Here is a 21,048-nt window from a genome sequence, read left to right as displayed (position 1 = left end):
TTGATGACTTTGGGCTGTGCGTTGCTGTGTAGTCTGTGTAGGCGCGATCGTATTTCTATAAAGACGCCGCAGGGTGGGCGGTGCTGTGTAGTCCGGCACGTCCAGCGGTCGTGGTGCTGCGCACCCCGACTGCCCGGGTCTGCCTCGTCCAGGCGGGCGTCGGGCCAACTCGCAGTGCCTCGCGTGCGAGGCACTGCTCAAACAGGGCCCGCCGAAAGCCCCCGCCTTCCCTTCGTCAGCACCCGGCGCTGGACTACCGCCGGACTACACAGCACCGCCCACCCTGCGGCTTGCGTTGAGGCAATGCAGCGAGAGAAGCGTGGCGGCCCCATGGCGAGACGCAGGGTGTTGCGTCACGATGACACTTCAGTATTTGGTTTCTGCAACTTTTATTTGCATAACATTATAATGTAAACCACATTCAATTGGTCCATCAAGAATAATGATGTTTGCCCTGCGTGAAGCGTATCGTGCAGGCCTGCTGCGGCGGCCGCACTGGTTCTCCAATATTGTTGCCGGCGTGATTGTCGGCGTGGTGGCTTTGCCGCTGGCGATGGCGTTCGCGATCGCTTCGGGGGTCAAGCCCGAGCAGGGACTGTATACCTCCATCGTGGCAGGTTTGGCGGTGTCGATATTTGGCGGTAGCCGAATCCAGATCGCCGGCCCGACCGGCGCGTTTATTGTCATCCTGTCGGGGATAACCGCCAAATATGGCGTCGATGGCCTGCAAATTGCCACCCTGATGGCGGGCGTCATACTGTTTTGCTTTGGCTTGGCCCGCTTGGGTGCCATCATCAAATTTATTCCGGCGCCGGTGATCGCCGGTTTTACCGCAGGCATAGGCGTCATTATCTGGGTGGGTCAGTGGAAGGATTTTTTCGGTTTGCCCAAAGTAGGTGGCGAACACTTTCATGAAAAGCTATGGCATCTCCTGCAGGCGCTTCCGCAACTCGATCCGGCCACTACCGGCTTGTCTCTGCTGTCGCTGCTGCTGGTGATCTTTACTCCCAGGATTCCTCGCTTCGAGCGTGTCCCCGGACCCCTGGTGGCCTTGGTCGTGGTGACGGTCCTGCAGTCCGTGTTCGAGTTCAAGAGCGTCGCCACCATAGGCACTACCTTCGGCGGGATCCCGCGTAGCCTGCCAACGTTTCAGATCCCGGCGGTCAGCTTGTCGCGTATCATCGAACTGATCGGCCCGGCCTTTGCCATTGCGATGCTGGGAGCCATCGAGTCTCTGTTGTCGGCGGTCGTGTCCGATGGCATGGCAGGGACGCGCCACAATTCGAACCAGGAACTGATTGGACAGGGCCTTGCCAATATAGCGTCGCCTTTATTCGGTGGTATTGCGGCAACCGGCGCCATTGCCCGCACTGCCACTAATGTCCGCAATGGCGGCACGAGTCCCCTGGCCGGCATTGTGCACTCGCTGACGCTGGTGCTCATTATTCTGTTCCTGGCTCCTTATGCTTCCAATGTGCCGCTGGCGACGCTCGCGGCAATTTTGTTCATGGTCGCATGGAACATGAGCGAAGCCCGGCACTTCGTCAGGCTGGTCAGGCGGGCGCCGCGCGCCGATGTGATTATCTTGCTGGTTACTTTTTGCCTGACGGTTTTCGCCGACCTGGTCGTGGCCGTCAATATTGGAGTAGTGCTGGCCATGCTGCACTTTTTGCGGCGCATGGCGGCCAGCGTCGTGGTGCATGAGGAGTCGGAGCAGGATCTCCATAGGGAACTGTCATTGGAAGGATTTACCCGTCTGCCTGCGGGGGTGCGGGTCTGTGCCGTAGAGGGGCCCATCTTTTTTGGCGCCGTCGAGGCCTTCGAACAGGCGTTCGACAGTGCGCAGGCCGATTTGCAGTTTCTGGTCATCCGTTTGAAACGAGTCCCGTTTATCGACGCAACGGGCCTGCAGGCGCTTGAGTCTGTGGTTCACGACTGGCACGGACAACGGGTCCGTGTCATCCTGACCGAGGCAAATGCGCGGGTGGAGCGTAAGCTGGGCAAGATGGGGCTGATCGACAAGCTGGGTCGCGAGAACGTGGTGGGAACGCTGGCGCAGGCCATGACCGCTTGCGGCGCGATCCCGGCCTGAAAACCTCTATTTGCCCACGGATGTCTTGATCTTGGGATTGGACGTGGCGGCAGCCTTGCCGTATGTGACCCCGTGCTGGGCGAGGTAGTCGCGGATCATCTTCCGTACGACTTGCGAAGGAGTGATGTCCTGTGCGGCGCACAAGCCTTCGAAGGCTTTCTTTTTATGTGGGTCGATCAAGACGGTAAGGCGGGCGGTCTTGTTTTCCATAAATACTTGAAGTGTCAGTAATGATAATTAAATTGTAATGCATGATGCAGACACTCGCGAATCAGCGCAGCCATAAATAGTGGGTCGGATTGTCCAGGCACGCTCCGAAACCGCATTCGAGCAGGGTGGATCCCAGGTTGGCCAGGACCAGCAGGAAAAACAGCCACATGATCAGCCGCGCATAAGGCCCGGTGGTGCGCGGCATGGTGTATTCGGCGTTGGCGCGATCCAGGCTGAGCATCAGGCCGCAATAGGCAATGAGCGCCACGAATGCGAGCAGCGCCCAGGTATAGAAATGCAGGCCCAGAAACGGAGCTCCGTAGCCTGGGTCCCCGGGCCCGATATGCAGCGCCACCTGGCGGATGGAGGCAAAAGCCCCTCCCAGCGCCGACAGGATCGTGACGCCGTAATGCAGCGGAGCGGGACCGAACCGCACATTGAGCAGCAGCCCGATTCCGGTCAGAATGAATGCGATTCGCTGCAGCAGGCACAGGGGGCAGGGCAGCTCGTGGAAGATCAATTGCCAGGCAAACGCGAACGAGAGCACGCCGCATACGCCCAGAAGCGCCAGCGAGTTGACGGAGCGCGATACATGAAAAGAATCGGTATGAAAGTGCACGGATATGAACCAGGAAGGCTTAAAGCGACAAGATCAAGGGATCATTCATGTGGACCTTGCACCAGGCGAGGAAGATAATTGAGCTGAGCAGCCAGAACCACAAGCATGCCCGGCGTTGGCCCCGTATTCCAAACCAGATTGACATGATTCCGGTCAGGAAGGGCAGCATCATGATCATAAAAGTACCTTATCTGTTAACTAACACAATGTAACGAATGGTATTGGAGGGATGCTATAAAGGTTTTCCCTTAGACTGTTTCTTGCTGTCATGGCCCGGGTTTTATTCATAGTATAAGTTTTTAAAACATATCTTTTTTTTGTTGGTAATTACCCTTTGTAAAAACAAAATAATATATAAGTCATTAATTATAAATAAGATTAAATCAATTCTTTCATGGTTCTGTAAGGCTAATATTTCATTGACAGACATCGTACGTCCTGTATAAAGTAGCGCAGTTGGATTAAATTCATAAAGGCTGGTTTTTATAAATAACCTTATGTTGGAGACACCATGAGACCACGCAGCAACTCGCTAAAACGCCTTTCACTATGCGGTTCCCTGGTTCTGGGCCTGTGGGCTGGAACACAGGCCCAGGCCGAGCCGGTGCAAATCAATATTGTCGATATCGCCGGCAATCTGGCGCTGACTCGACAGGCATTCGAGAACTTCCAGAAGCAGAATCCCGACCTGGTTTCCCGCATTACATTTACCAATGCCCCCGCACCGCAATTGCCGGGCAAGATCAAGGCCATGCAGGCCGCAGGCCGCGCTGAAATCGACCTGGTGCTGACCGGCACCGACGGCCTGGCCGCCGGCATACAGCAGAACCTGTGGATCAAGCTCTTGCCCGATCAGGCCGCGGCGTTTCCGGGGGTAATGGACAACTACGCTCCAGGCCCGCTGAAGATGCAAGGCCTGGCGCAAGGCTTTGGGCTGGAGGTCACGTACATGCCCGCGGGCCCCTTGCTCGAATACAACCCCGACAAGGTGAAGGCCGCGCCGAAAACCCCGGAAGAATTGCTGAAGTGGTGTCAGGCCAATCCCGGGCGGTTCATTTATGCGCGCCCGGCCAATTCCGGGCCAGGCCGCACCTTTCTGATGGGGCTGCCTTATTTGCTGGGTGACAAGAATCCGAGCGATCCTATCCATGGCTGGGACAAGACCTGGGCGTATTTGAAGCAGCTCAATAGTTGTGTGCCGTACTATCCCGGCGGCACTTCCGCCGTCATGAAAGAGTTGGGCGACGGGTCGCGCGACATGACGGTGACCGTCACGGGCTGGGACATCAACCCCCGTGCGCTGGGGGTGGTGCCGGCTTCGTTCAAGGTGCAGCATTTTGATCACATGACCTGGGTCAATGATGCCCACTATATGGTCATACCGAAAGGCGTGTCCGCGGCCAAACAGAAAATCCTGTTCAAGCTCATGAATTTCATGCTTGAGCCCAAGCAGCAGGCCATGACCTATGACGATGGCTACTTTTATCCCGGCCCAGCCATCAAGAACGTGACGATCAAGGATGCCCCCGAGCATAGCCAGGAGGTCATAAAGAAATACGGCCGCGCCGAATATGCCCAATGGCTGGCCGACTATCCCCATGTTTTGCCGCTGGATGCGACGACCATGGTTGCCGCTTTCCAGAAATGGGACTCCGACATCGGCGCTCTGAAGTAAGTATTCAACGTTCTTGTGCCGGCGGTCCTGGTGGCCGCCGAGCACCTGCCCGGCCTGATCCCGGTGCCTGCCGGGCGGCTTCGTCAATCACGCATCCACACCATGACACAGATTTTTAAAACCCTGCATCTCAATTCCGTCACTCGCAGCTTTGCCGACGCAAGCGGGAATCGCATCGACGCCTTGAAAGGTCTGGATCTGAAGATCGAGTGTGGGGAATTCATTGCATTTCTCGGCCCCTCGGGTTGCGGGAAAACCACCGCGCTCAATTGCCTGGCCGGTCTCCTGCCTTTGTCGGGGGGCAGTATTACCCTGGACGGCAAGCGCATCGACGTCCTGCCGCCCGAACGGCGCGGCTTTGGCATGGTGTTTCAAAGCTATGCGCTGTTTCCCCATATGAATGTGGTGGACAACGTGGGATTCGGCTTGAAAATGCGGGGCGTTTCGAAAAGCGAGATCGGCCGCCGCGTGCGCGCCGCCTTGTCTCTGGTTCAGCTCAATGGCCACGAGAAAAAGCTGCCTGGCCAGTTGTCCGGTGGCCAGCAGCAGCGCGTGGCCATTGCCCGCGCGATCGTGATCGAGCCTCCAGTGGTTCTCATGGACGAGCCCCTGTCCAATCTGGATACCAAGCTGCGCATCGAGATGCGCGCCGAGATCCGGCGCATACACAGCCAGCTCGATCGCGCTACCGTTTATGTGACGCACGATCAGGACGAAGCCTTGTCCATGGCCGACCGTATCGTGGTGATGCGCGAGGGCGTGATGCAGCAGGTCGGCACGCCCCGGGAAGTGTACGGCCGGCCTACCAATTTGCATGTGGCGCGTTTCATGGGCTATCGCAATGTGCTCGACTTTACCTTGAGCGGTGCACGGGAAGATTGCGCCTCTTTCGAGGCCAACGGCGTATCGCTGTCCGGAACCCTGCTCGCGCCGTCCAGCGGGCCGTCGGTCAGCGTGGCGATCCGGCCCGAAGATTTCGAAGTATGCGAGCGCGGCGCCGCCAATTCGTTCGAGGCCCAGATCGAAGCGGTGGAATACGGCGGCCACGACTCTCTGCTTTCCTTGCGTTCCGCGGTGGGCCCGCTTTATGCGCGTGTGGGCGGCGATTTCCAGTCAGGCCAGTCGGTATGCCTGCATATCTCGCCGCAAAAGGCGCTGGTGTATGCGAGGGAACACGCATGAGTCCGTTTCCCCGTGATTTGCGCAGCTGGCTGCTCGCACCGGCATTGCTGTGCATTATTGCCCTGTTTGTGTATCCCTTCGCCTATGGGTTCATGCTTACGTTTCAACCGATGAACGGGCATGGCATCTGGGCCAACTATATCGATTTCTTCAGCCATAAGCGTCAGTGGTACACCCTGGTCATTACCCTGAATCTGGCGGTGCCGGCCACCATCATCAATGTGGCAGCATCGCTGCCGATTGCCTTTGTATTGCGCCGCAAATCGCGCTACCAGAAGTGGGTGACCACGCTGCTGGTGGTGCCCGTTACCCTGGGTACGGTGCTGATTGCCAATGGAATGCTCAGCTACTTTGCTCCCAATGGCTGGTTTTCGCAGGCGGTGCATGGGCTCAACCTGTATAGCGGCGAAGTACGCCTGACGCATAACTACTGGGGGGTTCTGCTGTCGCTGATCATCTCGGGCTTTCCCTTTTCTTTCCTGCTGATACTGTCTTACGTGACCGGCATAGATCCCACCTTGGCCAAAGCGGCGTCCACATTGGGGGCTACGCCCTGGGAACAGTTTCGGCGAATTTACCTGCCGCTGCTGGCGCCCGGCCTGACCATGGCGGCGTGCCTGACCTTCGTGCAGGCCTTTTCGGTGTTCCCTTCGGCCATTTTGCTGGGTGTGCCGGCGGGGGCGACGCGCGTCATTTCGATTGCCGCCTACGAGGCCGCTTTCGAATCCTACGATTACGGCATGGCTTCCACCATCGCGGTTTTGATGGGGTTTGCGCAATTGTTGCTTGTAGGGGCGATGCTGGCGGCACGCAAGGCTTTCTATACGGGCCCGGTTTCCGGCGGCAAAGGCTGACGAGGTGTGCAGATGAACCAAACAATAAAACAATCCTCGCCCTTGCTGGCCAAATCATGGCGTTACCTGGTTTGGGGTTCTGTCATTTTTTTCCTGTTGAATGTGGTGCTGATGATAATGGCCGTCGCCGTCGACTCGGTGGCCACGCGTTGGTTCGGCACACTTCTGCCGCAAGGCTTTACCTTGCAGTGGTATGCCCGCGCCTGGAACGATTTTCAGTTGGGTCCGGTGCTGTGGGTCACTGTGAAGGTCGTCGGCGCAGTGGTGATACTGTCGGTTTTGCTGGGAGTGCCGGCCGCCTATGCGCTGGCCCGAGTCGACTTCCGCGGGAAAAAATGGGCCATGCTCGTCTTTTTGCTGCCATTGATGGTGCCGCCCGTCACGTACGGTATCCCGATGGCCACGGTCATGTACAAGATTGGCCTGGCCGGGACTCTCGGCGGCGTGATTCTGGCCAATCTTGTTCCCGCCTTGCCATTTGTCATTCTCGTCATGACACCGTTCATAGAGCAGCTCGACCCCAACCTGGAACTGGCGGCACGCATTTTCGGCGCCAATACGCGCCAGTATTTCCGGTATGTGCTGGTGCCGCTGCTGGTGCCGGGCATGCTGGCTGCCGCGCTGTTGGTGCTGGTGCGGACCATAGGCATGTTCGAGCTGACTTTCTTTACCGCCGGGCCGGATACCCAGACCCTGGTGGTGGCCTTGTATTACGCCGTGTTCTCGACCGGCGTGAGGGCGCCTCAGGCTATCGATGCCATGGCCATCATCTATATGGTGATCACTCTGGTATGGGTGCTGATTGCCTTGCAGTTTGTAAGCCCGACGCAGTTGGTCAGCCGTGTCAAGGCTGAGCCGCAGGAATAGCGCCCGTGGCTGTTACGGTTTTTATTCAGAGGTATTCATGATTACGCAGAAAGGGATTGATCCCCTATATATACGGGTTCACGACAACGACAATGTCGCCATTGTCGTGAACGATGGCGGCCTGCCCGCCGGAGCGGTGTTTGCCGACGGCCTGACGCTGGTCGAACGCGTACCGCAGGGCCACAAGGTGGCGTTGTCCGATCTGGCTGAAGGAGCGCCCATTGTGCGCTACAACGTGGTGATCGGGTACGCCTTGCAGGCGGTTTCCAAGGGCAGTTGGCTCAGTGAGGCCCGCATGCGCATGCCCGAGCCGCCGTCGCTTGAAGGCTTGCCCATTGCCACCGTCAAGGCGCCGGTTCTGGCCCCGCTCGAGGGCTACACCTTCCAGGGTTATCGCAATGCCGACGGTTCCGTGGGAACACGCAATATCCTGGCCATCAGCACTACCGTTCAATGCGTGTCGGGCGTGGTGGCCTATGCGGTCAAGCGCATCAAGGAAGAGCTGTTGCCGCGCTTTCCCAATGTCGACGACGTGGTCAGTATCGAACACGTCTACGGTTGCGGTGTGGCCATCGATGCGCCGGGCGCCGACATTCCCATACGCACTTTGCGCAATATCAGCCGCAACCCCAATTTTGGAGGCGTTACCCTGCTGGTAAGCCTGGGCTGCGAAAAGCTGCAGCCGGCCAGGCTCTTTCCCGAAGGAGCCATCGCCATCCAGCGCGTCGATCCCGACCTGGTTCGTTTGCAGGACGATGAACACGTGGGTTTCGAGTCCATGGTCGTCTCCATCATGCAGCGCGCCGAAACGCGGCTGGCCGAATTGAATTTGCGCCAGCGCGTCAGCTGCCCCGCATCCGACCTGGTCGTCGGCGTGCAGTGCGGGGGCAGCGACGCTTTTTCGGGCCTGACGGCCAATCCGGCGGTTGGCTTTGCCAGCGACCTGCTGGTGCGGGCAGGGGGCGCGGTCATGTTTTCCGAAGTCACCGAAGTGCGCGACGGCATCGATCAATTGACTGCCCGGGCGAGCACTCCGGAGGTAGCTCAGGCCCTGATTCGGGAAATGGATTGGTACGACCAGTATCTCAAGCGCGGCAGCGCCGATCGAAGCGCCAATACGACCCCGGGCAATAAAAAGGGCGGGCTTTCGAATATTGTCGAAAAGGCCATGGGATCCATCGTCAAATCAGGCTCCAGCGCAATCGTCGACGTCCTGTCGCCCGGCGAGAAGCTGCGCAAAAAAGGCTTGATATATACCGCTACGCCGGCCAGCGACTTTATTTGCGGCACTTTGCAACTGGCCGCCGGCATGAATGTGCATGTGTTCACGACCGGGCGCGGCACGCCTTATGGGCTGGCCGCTGTTCCAGTGGTGAAGGTCGCCACGCGCGACGACTTGGCCAGGCGTTGGCACGATCTCATGGATATCAATGCGGGCAAGATAGCCACCGGCCAGGCCACGATTGAAGAAGTGGGCTGGGAGCTGTTCCAGTTCATTCTGGATGTGGCCAGCGGGCGCAAGAAAACATGGGCCGAACAGTGGAAACTGCAAAATTCGCTGGCATTGTTCAACCCGGCGCCGGTGACCTGAGGGCGGATTGTGCCGGCCATGCGGTTCAGGAAAATGAAGTGTGCCGCTGTCGATGGCGATTCGAATGTGATGTACCGGGGGGGCGCCGCATTGGGTGTCATTGTTTGAAGAGCAAGGGTATATGGGTATGCTGTCTGTATTAAGGGCAGCTATAATCCAGCCTTGTAGGCTCAACTACTTACTATATAAATAATATGATTTCCAGCGGCCCAGAAAAAAAGCGTTCGCGCAGCCTGACCGACGATGTCGTGGCTGCGTTGTCCGAGCACATCCAGAACGGCCGTTTCAGGCCCGGTGCCAAGTTGCCCACTGAATCGGCCATCATGCGCGAACAGGCGGTCAGCCGCACGGTCGTGCGTGAAGCCATTTCCCGCCTGCAGGCGGCCGGCCTGGTCGAAACACGCCATGGCATCGGCACCTTTGTCATGGAGTCCAGCGTCGGCCATACCGTCCGGCTGGCGGCCGACAATATTTTCACCATGCTCGACACCATGGCGGTTCTGGAATTGCGCATCAGCCTCGAAACAGAGTCCGCGGCATTGGCGGCAATGCGCCGCACCGATGACGATGTACGAGCCTTGCGTTCCTTGCTCGATGATTTCGAAGGGCATATCGACCAGGCCGATGGCAGCGCCGTTTCGGCCGACCTGGCGTTTCACCTGAAAATCGCCAATGCGACCGGTAATCGGTACTTCCAGGACATCCTGGGCCAATTGGGCAAGAACCTGATCCCTCGTACCCGTATCGATACGGCGAATCTGGCCTTGAACGATGAGCACACCTATTTGCAGCGCGTGAATCAAGAGCACGAAGACATCTACGCCGCCATCGACCGGCACGACCCTGAAGCGGCTCGCGCGGCCATGCGCACCCATCTTACCAATAGCCGCGAGCGCCTGCGCCGGGCCTACGAACGCATGACCCGCGAACCCGCAGCGACCTGATTGCCTCTTGTTGTGCGGGCTCGCACACAGCGGCTTCGGCCGCTGTTTTGCTTTTTGCGTGACTGGGGTATTTTTGGTTCGGGTGTTTACGGCGTTCGATGTTTTGGTATTTGAAGACGCCGTCTATCGGGGCTAGGGTCAGGCCCGGCACGGCGTGCTTGATCCGGATTTAGCACGCCAAGGCGGGCGTCGGGCGAACTCGCCCGGCCTCGCGAGGCCGGGCTCAGACAGCGCCCGCCGAAGGCCCCCGCCTTGGCGAGCTAAATCCGGCGCACGCCTTACGCCGGTCCTGACCCTAGCCCCGATAGACGGCTCACGTTAGGGCATGCCTGGAACGATTGCCTGGAATGGTGCACCTGGAACGGTGTGCCTGGAAGGAGAGATGTCTTGTGGAGACGGCATGCCTGGAATCAATGTGCTTGCATCTACCGTTAATGGGCCTGTATCCATAGAACAGGTAACGTGCCCGCACCCATGCCTCTATCGAGTGACCACTACACCACGATATGCCAAACCCTGAATTTACTAAGCGACCGATGCCTCAACGTAGCCTGTGATTGGCTCAACGGGGCTTCCCCAACGTATACCTCGCTGCATTGCCTCAACGCAAGCCGCAGGGTGGGCGGTGCTGTGTAGTCCGGCGGTAGTCCAGCGCCGGGTGCTGACGAAGGGAAGGCGGGGGCCTTCGGCGGGCCCTGTCTGAGCAGTGCCTCGCGCGCGAGGCACTGCGAGTTGGCCCGACGCCCGCCTGGACGAGGCAGACCCGGGCAGTCGGCTAGCGCAGCTAGCCGACCGCTGGACGTGCCGGACTACACAGCACCGCCCACCCTGCGGCGTCTTTATAGAATTAACCACCCAAAGTAGCAACTCAAACCTGAACGAACGGTTCAAAAAAATCGACTGAAACGTCTTCAGCGCCGTAAACACCTAAACCAAAAATACTCTAGCTCAGAGTAAGGCGAGCATGCCAATTTATTTATTTGTTATACGTCATCGTATCATATGGATAATTCATAACAAAGCTCAAAAAATTTAAGTGATTAAATGGTATTGACCGCTATAAATCACAAATTTATGAACAAATTATAAGGAAAACCCTTGTAAAGCCATGCGTTTATGTTGTACGATGACATGAATGAATTCTTGGTTAAACAAAGACAAAGAGGATTTTTAAATGAGCCCCAACGAGTTAAAGCATACGGTTTCCAATGGCTTGCTTTCCTTCCCCGTAACGGATTTCGACGAACATGGCGATTTCCGGCCTGACACCTATGCGCGCCGCCTGGAATGGCTGGCTCCCTATGGCGCCAGTGCTTTGTTTGTAGCGGGCGGAACGGGCGAATACTTTTCCTTGGCCCCCAGCGAATATGCCGAGGTCGTCAAAGTCGGTGTCGATACCTGCAAAGGCAAGGTTCCCATTATTGCTGGCGCGGGCGGCGCAACGCGCAACGCCATCGCCTATGCACAGGAAGCCGAAAGACTGGGCGCGCAAGGCGTGCTGCTAATGCCGCATTATCTGACCGAAGCCAGCCAGGACGGCGTGGCCGATCACGTCGAACAAGTGTGCAAATCCGTGTCCCTCGGCGTGATTGTGTATAACCGTTCACTGTGTCAGTTGAATGCCGAACAGCTAACGCGCCTGGCCGAACGCTGCCCCAATCTGGTCGGCTATAAAGACGGTCTGGGCAATATCGAGTTGATGGTTACGATACGTCGCAAGCTGGGTGATCGTTTTGCCTATCTTGGCGGCCTGCCGACGGCCGAATTTTATGCCGCTGCCTACCGCGCCTTGGGTGTACCGGTCTATTCCTCGGCGGTGTTCAATTTCATACCCAAGACGGCCATGGAGTTTTACCAGGCCGTCGTCAAACAGGATACCGCCACTATCGACCGGATCATGGATGATTTCTTCATTCCTTATGCCCAGATCCGTAATCGTTGCAAAGGCTATGCTGTCAGCATCGTCAAGGCCGGCGCGCGCCTGGCGGGCTACGACGCAGGCCCCGTCCGGGCTCCGCTGACCGACCTGACTGACCAGGATCGCGCCGACCTGGCCGTTCTCGTTAAAAAACTCGGGCCCCAGTAAGGGGAAGAGGCGCGATGGGTGCTGATTTAATGAGTCATTGACCTCGTGCATTGACTCCGTGTTTTGTTAGGGGCGATTCTTGCACAAGCAACTGCGAGAACCGCCCCTACGAACGCAAAGACAACCGGGCGATCCCCTCATTGTCGCACTGACTTGCAAGCATGTAAGAACCGCTGGCCTGTGAGCATGCAAAAGACGTTGCCTTATAGGCATGCAAAAAACACAGACCCATAAACATGCAAAAACAGGCCTGCAATGGCACAAAAAACTCCAATGCAAGCGGGGGTGGCGGCCCAGGCGGGGTGAGCGAGCTTGAGTCCGCCGCGGCCGCAGCCTGGATCGGGATGCAAGGGAGCGGTTGTTTGAGCGTCAAGGGTGTCCACAGCCCGGGGGGCTGTGGACGACGCGAGTTCCGCGACCGCCCGATCCAGGCTTCGGCCGCGGGCAGTCCTGGCGCAGCCAGGACCGGACGATGCGAGCTCCACCCCGCCTGGGCCGCCACCCCCGCGTCTCAAGAACGCGGACAGTCGCCCTAAGGCACCCCCACGAGCAGCCACAACAGCCACCCCCACGCATGGCTTGTATTACACATCGAGATGCGCCGGCACGCAATTGGTGGGCGCACTGGTCTTTTTTATTTGCCCGATCAGGGACTCTTTCAGCCCCTGCATGAAGGCTGCGGCCGGTAAAGTGCGCGACGCAGGCAGGCAGTCATGCAGCGAAGCGATCCGGGTCGCGTCGTAGCGCTTGCCGCTGCCCAGTTGCCGCTCCAACAAATTGGCGCGTTCGGTGAGCGACGCCGCATCGATCGCCGCCAGCAGAAGGGCATGCACGAGCACGATTTGCCGCTTTGTTTGATCTTGCCCGACGCGCCGCCAGAGCTGTGCCGTTCCCGCCACCTTGCGCGCTGAGTTTTCAGGACCCCACGCCAGATTGTAGCGGCCGTCGCAGAAAGACCCGTCCACAGCCTGAATCCGGGTTTCAACATCCCAGTCTTCCTTCAGTGCATTGCGAATCATGGAGCAGATCAACAGATACGCGGCATCGGAATGCCGCAGCGGCGGCCCGTCGAACGCATAGGCCATGCTCAGATTGACGATGCCGGTGCCTTGCGGGACCACGCCGCCTCCCGACAGCCTGACGGCAATCGGCCATCCCTGGGCGGCAAATTCTTCGCTGACCCTGGCAAAAGAGTCATGGCGTTGATAGGTGCGTGGAACCACCAGGCCCTGCTGCGCTTCCCAGACGCTGGCGATCGGGCCGTCGCAGGCCGCCAGACCCACGAGCGACTCGTCGAATCGGGCCCCTTGGCGCGGGTCGGAAGGGAAGGTCAGAAGCTTGAATGGCATGTTGGACGGCGGCGCATATCGTGGATGCAGTCATGCTCGGCCGGGATGGAATTCTTCGTCGCTCATGAACAGATAGCGTATGGCATCGATCAGGCTGATGACGACGACCAGGGGCGTGAACAAATAGAAAATAAGCAGATACACAATTCCCCATCCGACCTGGCCCAGGTAAAAGCGGTGGCCTCCAAGCCAGCCCAGGAAAATGGCCAGGATGATGGCGATTTTACGAGGGCTCGCCGAACGGTTGAGTTCGGCGCCCTTGTTGCGAATCAGCCATAAACTGACGGGTACCGTCAGCACCAGCGCAATCACCACCTTGGTGGCATGAGCCTGCACGTAGTTGCGCGCCGCATAATAAATGTCGGAAAAATTGTGGATCACCAGACCCGTCAAGTACGAGATCCAGGCAAAGACTTCGTGCGCGATCGTCTCCCCAAAGGTAAGGGCGATCAGGATAATGATGAAAACAACGCAGGCCAGGATGATTTTTTGCAACATGAGGGTGCTATGCCTTGTGTGCCATGGTAAAGAGTTCAAGTTTAATGGCTATTGCGGCCCATATTGTTAAGAACTGGTAAGAACTGTATGGGGGCGTACGCGGCGCACACCGACCGCCGGCATGCCGTGATCGCGAGTGGTTCGGGCCGGGCGAACACTACGGAACTTTCCTGGCCAGCCGCCACAGCGACGTGACTTCAGCCTTGCGCGCCTTATGCAGGGCGTCGTTCGCATCCAGTGCCTTCGGGTGCAGGGGCCGGGCGTCGTGCCTGGCCAGCACCTTCAGGCCGGCGTGTTCCATGGCGTTCAAGAGAAATTCGCGACTGCGCAAACCCAGGTGTTCGGCCAGGTCGGACAAAATCAGCCAGCCTTCGCCGTCATTGCGCAGATGCGAGGCCAGGCCGTTCAGGAACCCCAGCAGCATGCGGCTATCGGGATCGTAGATGGCATGTTCCAGAGGGAGCGTGGGGCGCGCCGGCAGCCAGGGTGGGTTGCAGACGATAAGCGGGCTTTGCCCGGCGGGAAACAGGTCGGTGTCCTGGAGCTCGATGCGTGGCTCCAGCCCCATGCGCTGGAAATTCTCGCGCGCACAGGCCAGGGCACGTGGGTCCTGGTCGGTTGCCACGATTTTCTTGACGCCGCGCCTAGCCAGAATGGCGGCCAGCACGCCGCTGCCCGTGCCGATGTCGAACGCCAGGTCGGTGGCAGGCAGAGGTGCTTTGGCGACCAATTCGATATATTCGCCGCGGATCGGGGAGAAGACGCCGTAGTGGACATGGATATTATGGGGCAGGCCCTCGATCGCGATGCCCTTCTTGCGCCATTCGTAAGCGCCGATAATGCCTTGCAAGGCGCGCAGCGACAAGAGCAGAGGCTCGTGCTTGTTGCTCAGGGCGGCGAGGCAGGCCGCCGCGACATCCGGAGCGCGGCGCAAGTCGATTCGAAAGTTCGCGTCCAGCTCGATAAGCAGGCTGTTAAGGAGGCGGGCACGCTGGGATTGCGCCAGCCGGTGCAAATTGAAGGCGTCGGCGGGCGCCGGCAGCGTGTCTTCCTTGTGCTTTTTCCGTTTATCGACACGCCGCGCCAGCGCTTGCAAAAGTTGCCTGGCATTTTGAAAATCGCCGCGCCACAGCATGGCGGTTCCGCCATTGGCCAGGCGGAAGGCCGAATCCGCTGTGAGCGTATCGTCCACGATGCTGATGTGCTTGGGCGGCGCACTATGGTTTTCCATGCACCACAAGGCGCGCCGGGTTTGTTCGTTTTCTTCCCAAACGGCATAGGCGGGGACAGCGGGGTGGGCAGTGGTGGTCATGAAATAGGCAGTGTATGCGGAGCCTTCATTGTATCGGGATGAGGTTGCGGGCTCACAAGGGCTCGACGTGGTCCAGCAATATGTCGATGAAATGCCGGGTCAGCAAGGATGGCGCGGTATGTGTGGGAATGGCCATCTGTATGGGAATGTCGATGGCCGGTTCCAGTTTTTTGATCAATAGCTGGCCGGCGAAGGTACTGGCAACGTAAGGGTTGACGATGGCGATGCCATTGCCGGCCGCGACCAAGGCGCAGATGGTGATGGACGAAGTCGTCTCGATGACGAATTCGTCCGAGTCCTTGCCTTCGGTAAGCAGCGCCTTGATTTTCATGGTGATTTCTTCGGCGTCGCTCAAGGAAAGCACCCGATCGCCCCGCAATAGCGCCAGGTCCACGGTATCGGCGTTCTTGAGAGGGTGGTCCAGCGGCAGCACGCAGACGGCCCGGGAAGTTTTAATGACGGTGGGCTGGAAGTCCTTTTGATCCAGGGTGCCGGTCGTCAGGGCCACGTCGCACAGGTCCTGGTGCAGGTAGTCCGTCAGTTGCTGCGTGCTGAGCGTTTGTATATTGATATAGGTCTTGGGGAATTTTTGCAGAAACCGATTGACGACTTGAGGCAGCAGCCCGATTCCCAGGGTGGGGGTGCATCCGATCCTGAGCGCGCCGGTGCCGGACTTGCGCATGATGGATACGACCGATTCGATTTTTTCCAGGCCATCGAAATGCCTCTGTATTGTTTTATAGAGCAGCTTGCCTTCGCTGGTGGGGCGCAGCCGTCCATGATGCAGCTCGAAAAGCTTCAATTCGGTCGCGCTTTGCAATTCGGCGATGCGGCGGCTGATCGAAGGCTGCGTGGTGTTGAGCATCAGGGCTGCGCGGGTGGTCGTGCCCATTTGCATGACGGCCTTGAAGGCTTCGATTTGCTGGAAATTTAAGGGTCTGGCCATGTTTTAGCGTGCAGGAAGAAGGGGGGGGGGTGAGGGCCCGGGCGCATTTTTTGGCGCTCGGACCAGCCTCGTTTAATGTATATCAAATCTGAATAGATCATAAACAAAAAAGAATTTGATCGTATGGCTGTCTGGGAATACTCTTTCCCGCTGTCCTGTTTGTGCAAATAATTTGCTGTTCGAGGCCTGGCGTCCGGTGTCGTGTTCTGCGGCATAGGGAAGCGTACGGCCCATCATGGCATCCTGGAATTCGATTTTTCATGACTCAACATATTCTGAATGCATTGTCGCCTTGTCGCCGTGTCGGTGCGGGGAAGCTGCATCATTTTTTCGGTTACTACAACAAGAGCGCCTGGGACGCGAGTGATCGCTACCTGCTGGCCAATCGAGTGCCGGTGATGGATGCGGACCTGACTCCGGAGCTCGTGGCCGAAGTCGGTTTTTTCGATCTGCAGGATCACGATAATTATCACAGCCTGGGTAAAACCACAGCCTGGAATTGGCAAATGGGCTGCCAATTGCAATGGCTCGATGGCATGCCGGGACGGCAGTTCATTTACAACGTCCGCACGATGGATGCGGCTTCGTTCTACCCCGGCTTTGCTTCGTGCATTTATAACGTGGACACGAAAGAAGAACGGCTTTTGCCCCTGCCGGTTTATGTGGTCGCGCCCAATAGCCGCTATGCCCTGAGCGTCGATTACAGCCGCCTCTACATTACGCACGAAACCATAGGGTATAGCGAGAATGGGCCCGCGCGCACCTTCCCGCTGGCGCCTGCCGGAGACGGAATTCATTATATGGATCTGGCCTCGGGAGAAACACGCCTGCTGGTGAGCTATGAGGATTTGCGCCAGTTCCATCCGCGCGCCTCCATGGACAAGGCAATCCATTGGGTCAGCCATATCGAGATCAACCCCGCGTCCTCGCGCATTCTATTCCTGCATCGCTGGACCGAGCGCGTCAAGGACGAGACATGCTTCCTGCATCGCCTGATCACGATGAATCCCGACGGCTCCGGCCTGCGCCTGCTGGAATGCTCGGACCATCCTCTGCCGCAACTGGCCGACGATTTCGATCCCGCGGCGGTGGGTACGTTCGATTACGAAAAATCCGAATACCAGATTTCGCATCCCTTATGGAAGGACGATACGCAGATAATCGTCTGGGGGCCGCATGACGGCGAGATCCACTATCATCTTTATACCGATAGCGATCAGGGCGAAGTCCGGGTCATAGGCCCGGATATCCTGACCGAAAATGGCCACATGACATTTTCGCCTGTGGACAAGCGATGGCTATTGAGCGATACCTATCCGGATTCCACAACGAATCAGCGCATCCTGTTTTTGTTCGATATCGAAAACAATGTGCGCCACGACCTGGGCAGCTTTTATACAGATCCCGATTTGCGCAAAGAGAATCGCTGCGACCTGCACCCCCGCTGGAGCCGCGATGGCAGCCTGGTGTGCATAGATTCGGTGCACGAGTCGCAGCGCCAGATGTACATCATCGATGTGTCGGAAATCGTAGGCGCCGGCGTCTGATGGTCGCGAGGCGATCCCGGGTACCGGGGACTCAGGTTTGATTCATTTCAGTTCGAGCAGGCAAGCAAGAGAGTTTTTCTTTATAAATACCGACTCTCCATTCATGCAAAGGAGCAGCAACAATGAAGCGTAAATACAATCTATTTTATAAAAGCATTTTATTGAGCCAGTGCGCCGCGGCGGTAGCCCTGGCTCTGGGCGCCGGTTCGGCATTGGCCGACGATGCCTTGTCGGGCACCTTGAAGAAGATCAAGGACGAAGGGGTGGTGGTCGTGGGCTATCGCGATGCGTCGATTCCATTTTCGTATTACGACGCAGATCAAAAGCCCATTGGCTATTCGATGGATTTCACCAACCTGATCGTCGCCGAGCTTAAAAAGAAATTGAATCTGCCGAATTTGAAAGTCAGGCAGATTCCCATTACTTCGCAAAACCGGATTTCGCTGCTGCAAAACGGGACTTTCGATTTCGAGTGCACCACCACCACTCATAACGAGTCGCGCGCAAAGCAAGTCGATTTCAGCAATAGCATCTTCGAGATCGGTACCCGCTTGCTGGTCAACAAGAATTCCAATATCAAGGACTTTGCCGATCTGAACGGCAAGACCCTGGTGGTCGGCGCCGGCACGACGTCCGAAAAAATCATCCGCAGCATGAATGTCGAGAAAAAACTGGGCATGAGCATCATAAGCGCCAAGGATCACAGCGAATCGTTCCTGATGCTGTCGACCGGCCGCGCCAAGGCCATGATGATGGATGACGCCCTGTTGGCCGGGGAGCGCGCCAAAACCAAGAATCCGTCCGACTATATTATTACCGGCACGCCGCAGTCGTACGAGGTTTACGGGTGCATGGTACGCAAGAACGATGAAGGCTTGAAGTCGCTCATGAACGAAGTGATCGCCAAGGCCGAGACCTCGGGCGAAGGCGAGAAGATTTATAACAAATGGTTTATGAGCCCGATTCCTCCCAAGGGCTTGAATCTGGACTTCCCGCTGTCGGACGCCATGAAGAAGCTATTTGCGCATCCCAACGACAAGCCTGTGTCGTGATGGATGTTTGGACGCTAGCGGTCGGGGCGACGTTTTCGGCCGCTGCTGTTTGTACGAGGTGAGGACCTGATGGATTACAAGTGGAACTGGGCGGTTTTGCTGCAGCCGGTCGCAACCGGGGAACCCTCGACCTATTTGGGTTGGCTGTTCACGGGGTTTCTGAATACGGCTCTTTTGACGGCACTGGCCTGGATACTGGCGCTGGCGGTCGGCTCGGTGTTCGGAGTCTTGCGTACGCTGCCCAATAAGCCTTTGCGCGCCTTGGGGACGATCTATGTGTCCATATTCAGGAACATTCCCCTGATTGTCCAGTTTTTCATTTGGTACTTCGTGGTGCCTGAACTCTTGCCCCGGGGTTTGGGCGACTGGCTCAAAAACCTGCCGCCGTATACGCAGTTTTTTGTGGTGTCGGTATTTTCCCTGGGCATCTACACCGGTTCGCGCATCTGCGAACAGGTGCGCGCCGGCATCAATTCCTTGCCGCGAGGGCAGCGCTACGCCGGGCTTGCCATGGGCTTTACGCTACTGCAAACCTATCGCTATATTTTGCTGCCCGTTACGTTTCGCACCATTATTCCGCCGCTGACCTCCGAGTTCTTGATTATTTCCAAAAATTCCGCCGTGGCATCCACCATCGGCTTGCTGGAACTGTCGGGCCAGGCGCGTCAGCTGGTCGACTATACCGCCCAGCCCTACGAGTCGTTTATCTGTGTAACTCTGGGCTACGTACTGCTGAATTTCCTGATTATCCGCTTGATGGGCTGGGTGCGTAATCGCACCAAAGTGCCGGGCCTGTTGGGGAACTGATATGTTTGAAATGGATTGGAGTTCCATCGTTCAATCTCGTGCCCTGCTGTTCACCGGCATGTGGATTACCCTGAAAATCACGGCGGTGGCGATATGCTGCGGCCTGGTCTGGGGCACCGTATTGGCGATGTTCAGCATTGCCAGAAACAGATTGCTCAATGTCTTTGCCCAATCGTATGTGTCGCTGTTCAGGTCGATTCCGCTGGTGATGCTATTGCTGTGGTTTTTTCTGATTGTGCCGCAATTCCTGAAGGCGATTTTCGATCTTTCACCCAGTGTGGATATTCGGCTGGTCTCGGCCATGGTGGCTTTTTCCTTGCTGGAGGCGGCCTTTTTTTGCGAAATCATGCGCGCCGGGATTCAAAGCCTGCCCAAGGGGCAATTCCATGCGGCGCGAGCGCTGGGCATGAATCCCTTGCAATCGATGCGATTCATTATCCTGCCGCAAGCTTTCAAGGCCATGCTGCCTATTGTCCTGACGCAATGCATTGTGATTTTCCAGGATACTTCGCTGGTGTACGTGATTGCGCTGGGCGATTTTTTCCGGCGTGCCACCAGCATCGGCGAACGTGACGGCACCATTGTGCAGATGCTGCTATTTGCCGGCGTGGTGTATTGGATTATTTGTTCATTGTTGACTCTGGTGGTTAAGTTGATTCAGTTGAGGGCTGCGCATGATTGAGCTGAAAAGTGTTTCTAAATGGTATGGGAAATTCCAGGCGCTCAAAGATTGCAGCGTCCGCGTCGATCAAGGCGAGGTTGTCGTGTTTTGCGGGCCATCGGGCTCGGGAAAGTCGACCTTGATCAAGCTGATCAATGGGCTGGAAGATTTCCAGGCCGGCGATGTCCTTTACAGGAACCAGTCGATTCACGGCGGCGATATCAAATTGACCCGGCTCAGAACCAGAATCGGCATGGTGTTTCAGCACTTCGAGCTGTTTCCGCATCTGTCGGTGCTCGAAAACCTGACCATTGCGCAAATCCGGGTGCTTGGCCGCTCGGAAGGCGAGGCGGTAAAGAAGGCCAGTGCCTTGCTGGATCGGGTCGGTCTGGCGGCGCACATCGATAAGCATCCCGGCCAGTTGTCGGGAGGGCAGCAGCAGCGCGTGGCTATTGCGCGGGCCTTGTGCATGGATCCCGAAGTCATGCTGTTCGACGAGCCTACCTCGGCGCTGGATCCGGAAATGATCAATGAGGTGCTGGCGGTCATGATCGAGCTGGCTCAAGAAGGCATGACCATGCTGTGCGTGACGCATGAAATGGGCTTTGCCAAGAAGGTGGCCGATAAAATCGTCTTTATGGATGCGGGCGCTATTGTCGAGGAAACACCGAAAGACACGTTTTTCATCGAGCCCCAGACGGACCGCGCCAAGGATTTCCTGCAGAAAATCATTCATTGAAGAAGCATTAATGGCAT

General features: G+C 57.4%; 20 protein-coding genes. 13 read left to right on the top strand and 7 right to left on the bottom strand.

Annotation, left to right across the window (positions count from 1 at the left end):
• The first annotated feature begins 445 nt into the window (after nucleotides 1-445).
• Nucleotides 446-2,092 (top strand): SulP family inorganic anion transporter, encoded by a 1,647-nt coding sequence (locus LSG25_RS05500; protein ID WP_232744575.1) that lies wholly within the window; start codon nucleotides 446-448, stop codon nucleotides 2,090-2,092.
• Between the two features lie 6 nt (nucleotides 2,093-2,098).
• Here LSG25_RS05500 and LSG25_RS05495 read toward each other — a convergent pair whose 3' ends face one another.
• The 3 genes from LSG25_RS05495 to LSG25_RS05485 form a co-directional block, all read right to left on the bottom strand.
• On the bottom strand, nucleotides 2,099-2,302 hold the full coding sequence (locus tag LSG25_RS05495) for a ribbon-helix-helix domain-containing protein (RefSeq protein WP_232743697.1): 204 nt from the start codon (nucleotides 2,300-2,302) through the stop codon (nucleotides 2,099-2,101).
• A gap of 61 nt (nucleotides 2,303-2,363) precedes the next feature.
• On the bottom strand, nucleotides 2,364-2,921 hold the full coding sequence (locus tag LSG25_RS05490; protein ID WP_232743696.1) for a disulfide bond formation protein B: 558 nt from the start codon (nucleotides 2,919-2,921) through the stop codon (nucleotides 2,364-2,366).
• Nucleotides 2,922-2,940: 19 nt separating this feature from the next.
• The gene (locus LSG25_RS05485) at nucleotides 2,941-3,090 is read right to left on the bottom strand and encodes a DUF5993 family protein (protein WP_255696738.1); all 150 of its coding nucleotides are present in this window, start codon (nucleotides 3,088-3,090) and stop codon (nucleotides 2,941-2,943) included.
• Between the two features lie 342 nt (nucleotides 3,091-3,432).
• On the opposite strand from LSG25_RS05485, the gene LSG25_RS05480 reads away from it, so the two are divergent.
• From LSG25_RS05480 to kdgD, 7 genes are all read left to right on the top strand, one after another.
• Nucleotides 3,433-4,596 carry an ABC transporter substrate-binding protein gene (locus tag LSG25_RS05480; RefSeq protein ID WP_232743695.1) on the top strand — a complete coding sequence of 388 codons (1,164 nt, stop codon included), beginning with the start codon at nucleotides 3,433-3,435 and terminating at the stop codon, nucleotides 4,594-4,596.
• A gap of 102 nt (nucleotides 4,597-4,698) precedes the next feature.
• Nucleotides 4,699-5,778 (top strand): ABC transporter ATP-binding protein, encoded by a 1,080-nt coding sequence (locus tag LSG25_RS05475; RefSeq protein ID WP_232743694.1) that lies wholly within the window; start codon nucleotides 4,699-4,701, stop codon nucleotides 5,776-5,778.
• Nucleotides 5,775-6,632 carry an ABC transporter permease gene (locus tag LSG25_RS05470; RefSeq protein WP_232743693.1) on the top strand — a complete coding sequence of 286 codons (858 nt, stop codon included), beginning with the start codon at nucleotides 5,775-5,777 and terminating at the stop codon, nucleotides 6,630-6,632. The genes LSG25_RS05475 and LSG25_RS05470 overlap by 4 nt, the downstream gene beginning before the upstream one ends.
• Before the next feature lie 12 nt (nucleotides 6,633-6,644).
• Nucleotides 6,645-7,499: an ABC transporter permease gene (locus tag LSG25_RS05465; protein ID WP_370635957.1), complete on the top strand. Its 855-nt coding sequence runs from the start codon at nucleotides 6,645-6,647 to the stop codon at nucleotides 7,497-7,499.
• A gap of 37 nt (nucleotides 7,500-7,536) precedes the next feature.
• Nucleotides 7,537-9,090, top strand: a complete 1,554-nt coding sequence (gene garD, locus LSG25_RS05460; protein ID WP_232743692.1) for a galactarate dehydratase — start codon at nucleotides 7,537-7,539, stop codon at nucleotides 9,088-9,090.
• Nucleotides 9,091-9,284: 194 nt separating this feature from the next.
• Complete coding sequence (locus tag LSG25_RS05455; RefSeq protein WP_232743691.1) at nucleotides 9,285-10,034, top strand: FadR/GntR family transcriptional regulator; 750 nt, start codon at nucleotides 9,285-9,287, stop codon at nucleotides 10,032-10,034.
• Nucleotides 10,035-11,208: 1,174 nt separating this feature from the next.
• Nucleotides 11,209-12,120: a 5-dehydro-4-deoxyglucarate dehydratase gene (gene kdgD / locus LSG25_RS05450; RefSeq protein ID WP_232743690.1), complete on the top strand. Its 912-nt coding sequence runs from the start codon at nucleotides 11,209-11,211 to the stop codon at nucleotides 12,118-12,120.
• 584 nt (nucleotides 12,121-12,704) lie between these two features.
• Here the strand turns inward: kdgD and LSG25_RS05445 are convergent.
• The 4 genes from LSG25_RS05445 to LSG25_RS05430 form a co-directional block, all read right to left on the bottom strand.
• Nucleotides 12,705-13,469 carry a lipoate--protein ligase family protein gene (locus LSG25_RS05445; RefSeq protein WP_232743689.1) on the bottom strand — a complete coding sequence of 255 codons (765 nt, stop codon included), beginning with the start codon at nucleotides 13,467-13,469 and terminating at the stop codon, nucleotides 12,705-12,707.
• A 30-nt stretch (nucleotides 13,470-13,499) separates the two neighbouring features.
• The gene (locus LSG25_RS05440; RefSeq protein ID WP_232743688.1) at nucleotides 13,500-13,967 is read right to left on the bottom strand and encodes a TM2 domain-containing protein; all 468 of its coding nucleotides are present in this window, start codon (nucleotides 13,965-13,967) and stop codon (nucleotides 13,500-13,502) included.
• A gap of 157 nt (nucleotides 13,968-14,124) precedes the next feature.
• Nucleotides 14,125-15,279: a 50S ribosomal protein L11 methyltransferase gene (locus LSG25_RS05435; protein WP_370635956.1), complete on the bottom strand. Its 1,155-nt coding sequence runs from the start codon at nucleotides 15,277-15,279 to the stop codon at nucleotides 14,125-14,127.
• A gap of 52 nt (nucleotides 15,280-15,331) precedes the next feature.
• Nucleotides 15,332-16,225 carry a LysR substrate-binding domain-containing protein gene (locus LSG25_RS05430; RefSeq protein ID WP_232743687.1) on the bottom strand — a complete coding sequence of 298 codons (894 nt, stop codon included), beginning with the start codon at nucleotides 16,223-16,225 and terminating at the stop codon, nucleotides 15,332-15,334.
• Nucleotides 16,226-16,485: 260 nt separating this feature from the next.
• Here LSG25_RS05430 and LSG25_RS05425 point away from each other — a divergent pair, with 260 nt between their 5' ends.
• The 5 genes from LSG25_RS05425 to LSG25_RS05405 all read left to right on the top strand — a co-directional run bounded on the left by LSG25_RS05425 (nucleotide 16,486) and on the right by LSG25_RS05405 (nucleotide 21,031).
• Nucleotides 16,486-17,772 (top strand): hypothetical protein, encoded by a 1,287-nt coding sequence (locus LSG25_RS05425; protein WP_232743686.1) that lies wholly within the window; start codon nucleotides 16,486-16,488, stop codon nucleotides 17,770-17,772.
• 122 nt (nucleotides 17,773-17,894) lie between these two features.
• Nucleotides 17,895-18,824 (top strand): glutamate/aspartate ABC transporter substrate-binding protein, encoded by a 930-nt coding sequence (locus tag LSG25_RS05420; RefSeq protein ID WP_232743685.1) that lies wholly within the window; start codon nucleotides 17,895-17,897, stop codon nucleotides 18,822-18,824.
• A 69-nt stretch (nucleotides 18,825-18,893) separates the two neighbouring features.
• Complete coding sequence (locus LSG25_RS05415) at nucleotides 18,894-19,631, top strand: amino acid ABC transporter permease (RefSeq protein ID WP_232743684.1); 738 nt, start codon at nucleotides 18,894-18,896, stop codon at nucleotides 19,629-19,631.
• A gap of 1 nt (nucleotide 19,632) precedes the next feature.
• Complete coding sequence (locus tag LSG25_RS05410; RefSeq protein WP_232743683.1) at nucleotides 19,633-20,313, top strand: ABC transporter permease subunit; 681 nt, start codon at nucleotides 19,633-19,635, stop codon at nucleotides 20,311-20,313.
• Nucleotides 20,306-21,031 carry an amino acid ABC transporter ATP-binding protein gene (locus LSG25_RS05405; RefSeq protein ID WP_232743682.1) on the top strand — a complete coding sequence of 242 codons (726 nt, stop codon included), beginning with the start codon at nucleotides 20,306-20,308 and terminating at the stop codon, nucleotides 21,029-21,031. The genes LSG25_RS05410 and LSG25_RS05405 overlap by 8 nt, the downstream gene beginning before the upstream one ends.
• Nucleotides 21,032-21,048 lie beyond the last annotated feature (17 nt).

This window comes from Paralcaligenes sp. KSB-10 (assembly GCF_021266465.1).
In the GTDB taxonomy this organism is placed as follows: Bacteria; Pseudomonadota; Gammaproteobacteria; order Burkholderiales; family Burkholderiaceae_B.
Note: the sequence above shows the minus strand (reverse complement) of the source record. Positions and strands in the feature narration are given on the sequence as shown.

What these genes read in the sequence shown, in the direction of transcription:
- kdgD (WP_232743690.1), top strand. Translation starts at nt 11,209, where the DNA reads ATGAGCCCCAACGAGTTAAAGCATACGGTTTCCAATGGCTTGCTTTCC.
- LSG25_RS05430 (WP_232743687.1), bottom strand. Translation starts at nt 16,225, where the DNA reads ATGGCCAGACCCTTAAATTTCCAGCAAATCGAAGCCTTCAAGGCCGTC.
- LSG25_RS05415 (WP_232743684.1), top strand. Translation starts at nt 18,894, where the DNA reads ATGGATTACAAGTGGAACTGGGCGGTTTTGCTGCAGCCGGTCGCAACC.
- LSG25_RS05420 (WP_232743685.1), top strand. Translation starts at nt 17,895, where the DNA reads ATGAAGCGTAAATACAATCTATTTTATAAAAGCATTTTATTGAGCCAG.
- LSG25_RS05435 (WP_370635956.1), bottom strand. Translation starts at nt 15,279, where the DNA reads ATGACCACCACTGCCCACCCCGCTGTCCCCGCCTATGCCGTTTGGGAA.
- garD (WP_232743692.1), top strand. Translation starts at nt 7,537, where the DNA reads ATGATTACGCAGAAAGGGATTGATCCCCTATATATACGGGTTCACGAC.
- LSG25_RS05405 (WP_232743682.1), top strand. Translation starts at nt 20,306, where the DNA reads ATGATTGAGCTGAAAAGTGTTTCTAAATGGTATGGGAAATTCCAGGCG.
- LSG25_RS05440 (WP_232743688.1), bottom strand. Translation starts at nt 13,967, where the DNA reads ATGTTGCAAAAAATCATCCTGGCCTGCGTTGTTTTCATCATTATCCTG.
- LSG25_RS05410 (WP_232743683.1), top strand. Translation starts at nt 19,633, where the DNA reads ATGTTTGAAATGGATTGGAGTTCCATCGTTCAATCTCGTGCCCTGCTG.
- LSG25_RS05465 (WP_370635957.1), top strand. Translation starts at nt 6,645, where the DNA reads ATGAACCAAACAATAAAACAATCCTCGCCCTTGCTGGCCAAATCATGG.
- LSG25_RS05445 (WP_232743689.1), bottom strand. Translation starts at nt 13,469, where the DNA reads ATGCCATTCAAGCTTCTGACCTTCCCTTCCGACCCGCGCCAAGGGGCC.
- LSG25_RS05475 (WP_232743694.1), top strand. Translation starts at nt 4,699, where the DNA reads ATGACACAGATTTTTAAAACCCTGCATCTCAATTCCGTCACTCGCAGC.
- LSG25_RS05480 (WP_232743695.1), top strand. Translation starts at nt 3,433, where the DNA reads ATGAGACCACGCAGCAACTCGCTAAAACGCCTTTCACTATGCGGTTCC.
- LSG25_RS05485 (WP_255696738.1), bottom strand. Translation starts at nt 3,090, where the DNA reads ATGCTGCCCTTCCTGACCGGAATCATGTCAATCTGGTTTGGAATACGG.
- LSG25_RS05495 (WP_232743697.1), bottom strand. Translation starts at nt 2,302, where the DNA reads ATGGAAAACAAGACCGCCCGCCTTACCGTCTTGATCGACCCACATAAA.
- LSG25_RS05470 (WP_232743693.1), top strand. Translation starts at nt 5,775, where the DNA reads ATGAGTCCGTTTCCCCGTGATTTGCGCAGCTGGCTGCTCGCACCGGCA.
- LSG25_RS05425 (WP_232743686.1), top strand. Translation starts at nt 16,486, where the DNA reads ATGACTCAACATATTCTGAATGCATTGTCGCCTTGTCGCCGTGTCGGT.
- LSG25_RS05500 (WP_232744575.1), top strand. Translation starts at nt 446, where the DNA reads ATGTTTGCCCTGCGTGAAGCGTATCGTGCAGGCCTGCTGCGGCGGCCG.
- LSG25_RS05455 (WP_232743691.1), top strand. Translation starts at nt 9,285, where the DNA reads ATGATTTCCAGCGGCCCAGAAAAAAAGCGTTCGCGCAGCCTGACCGAC.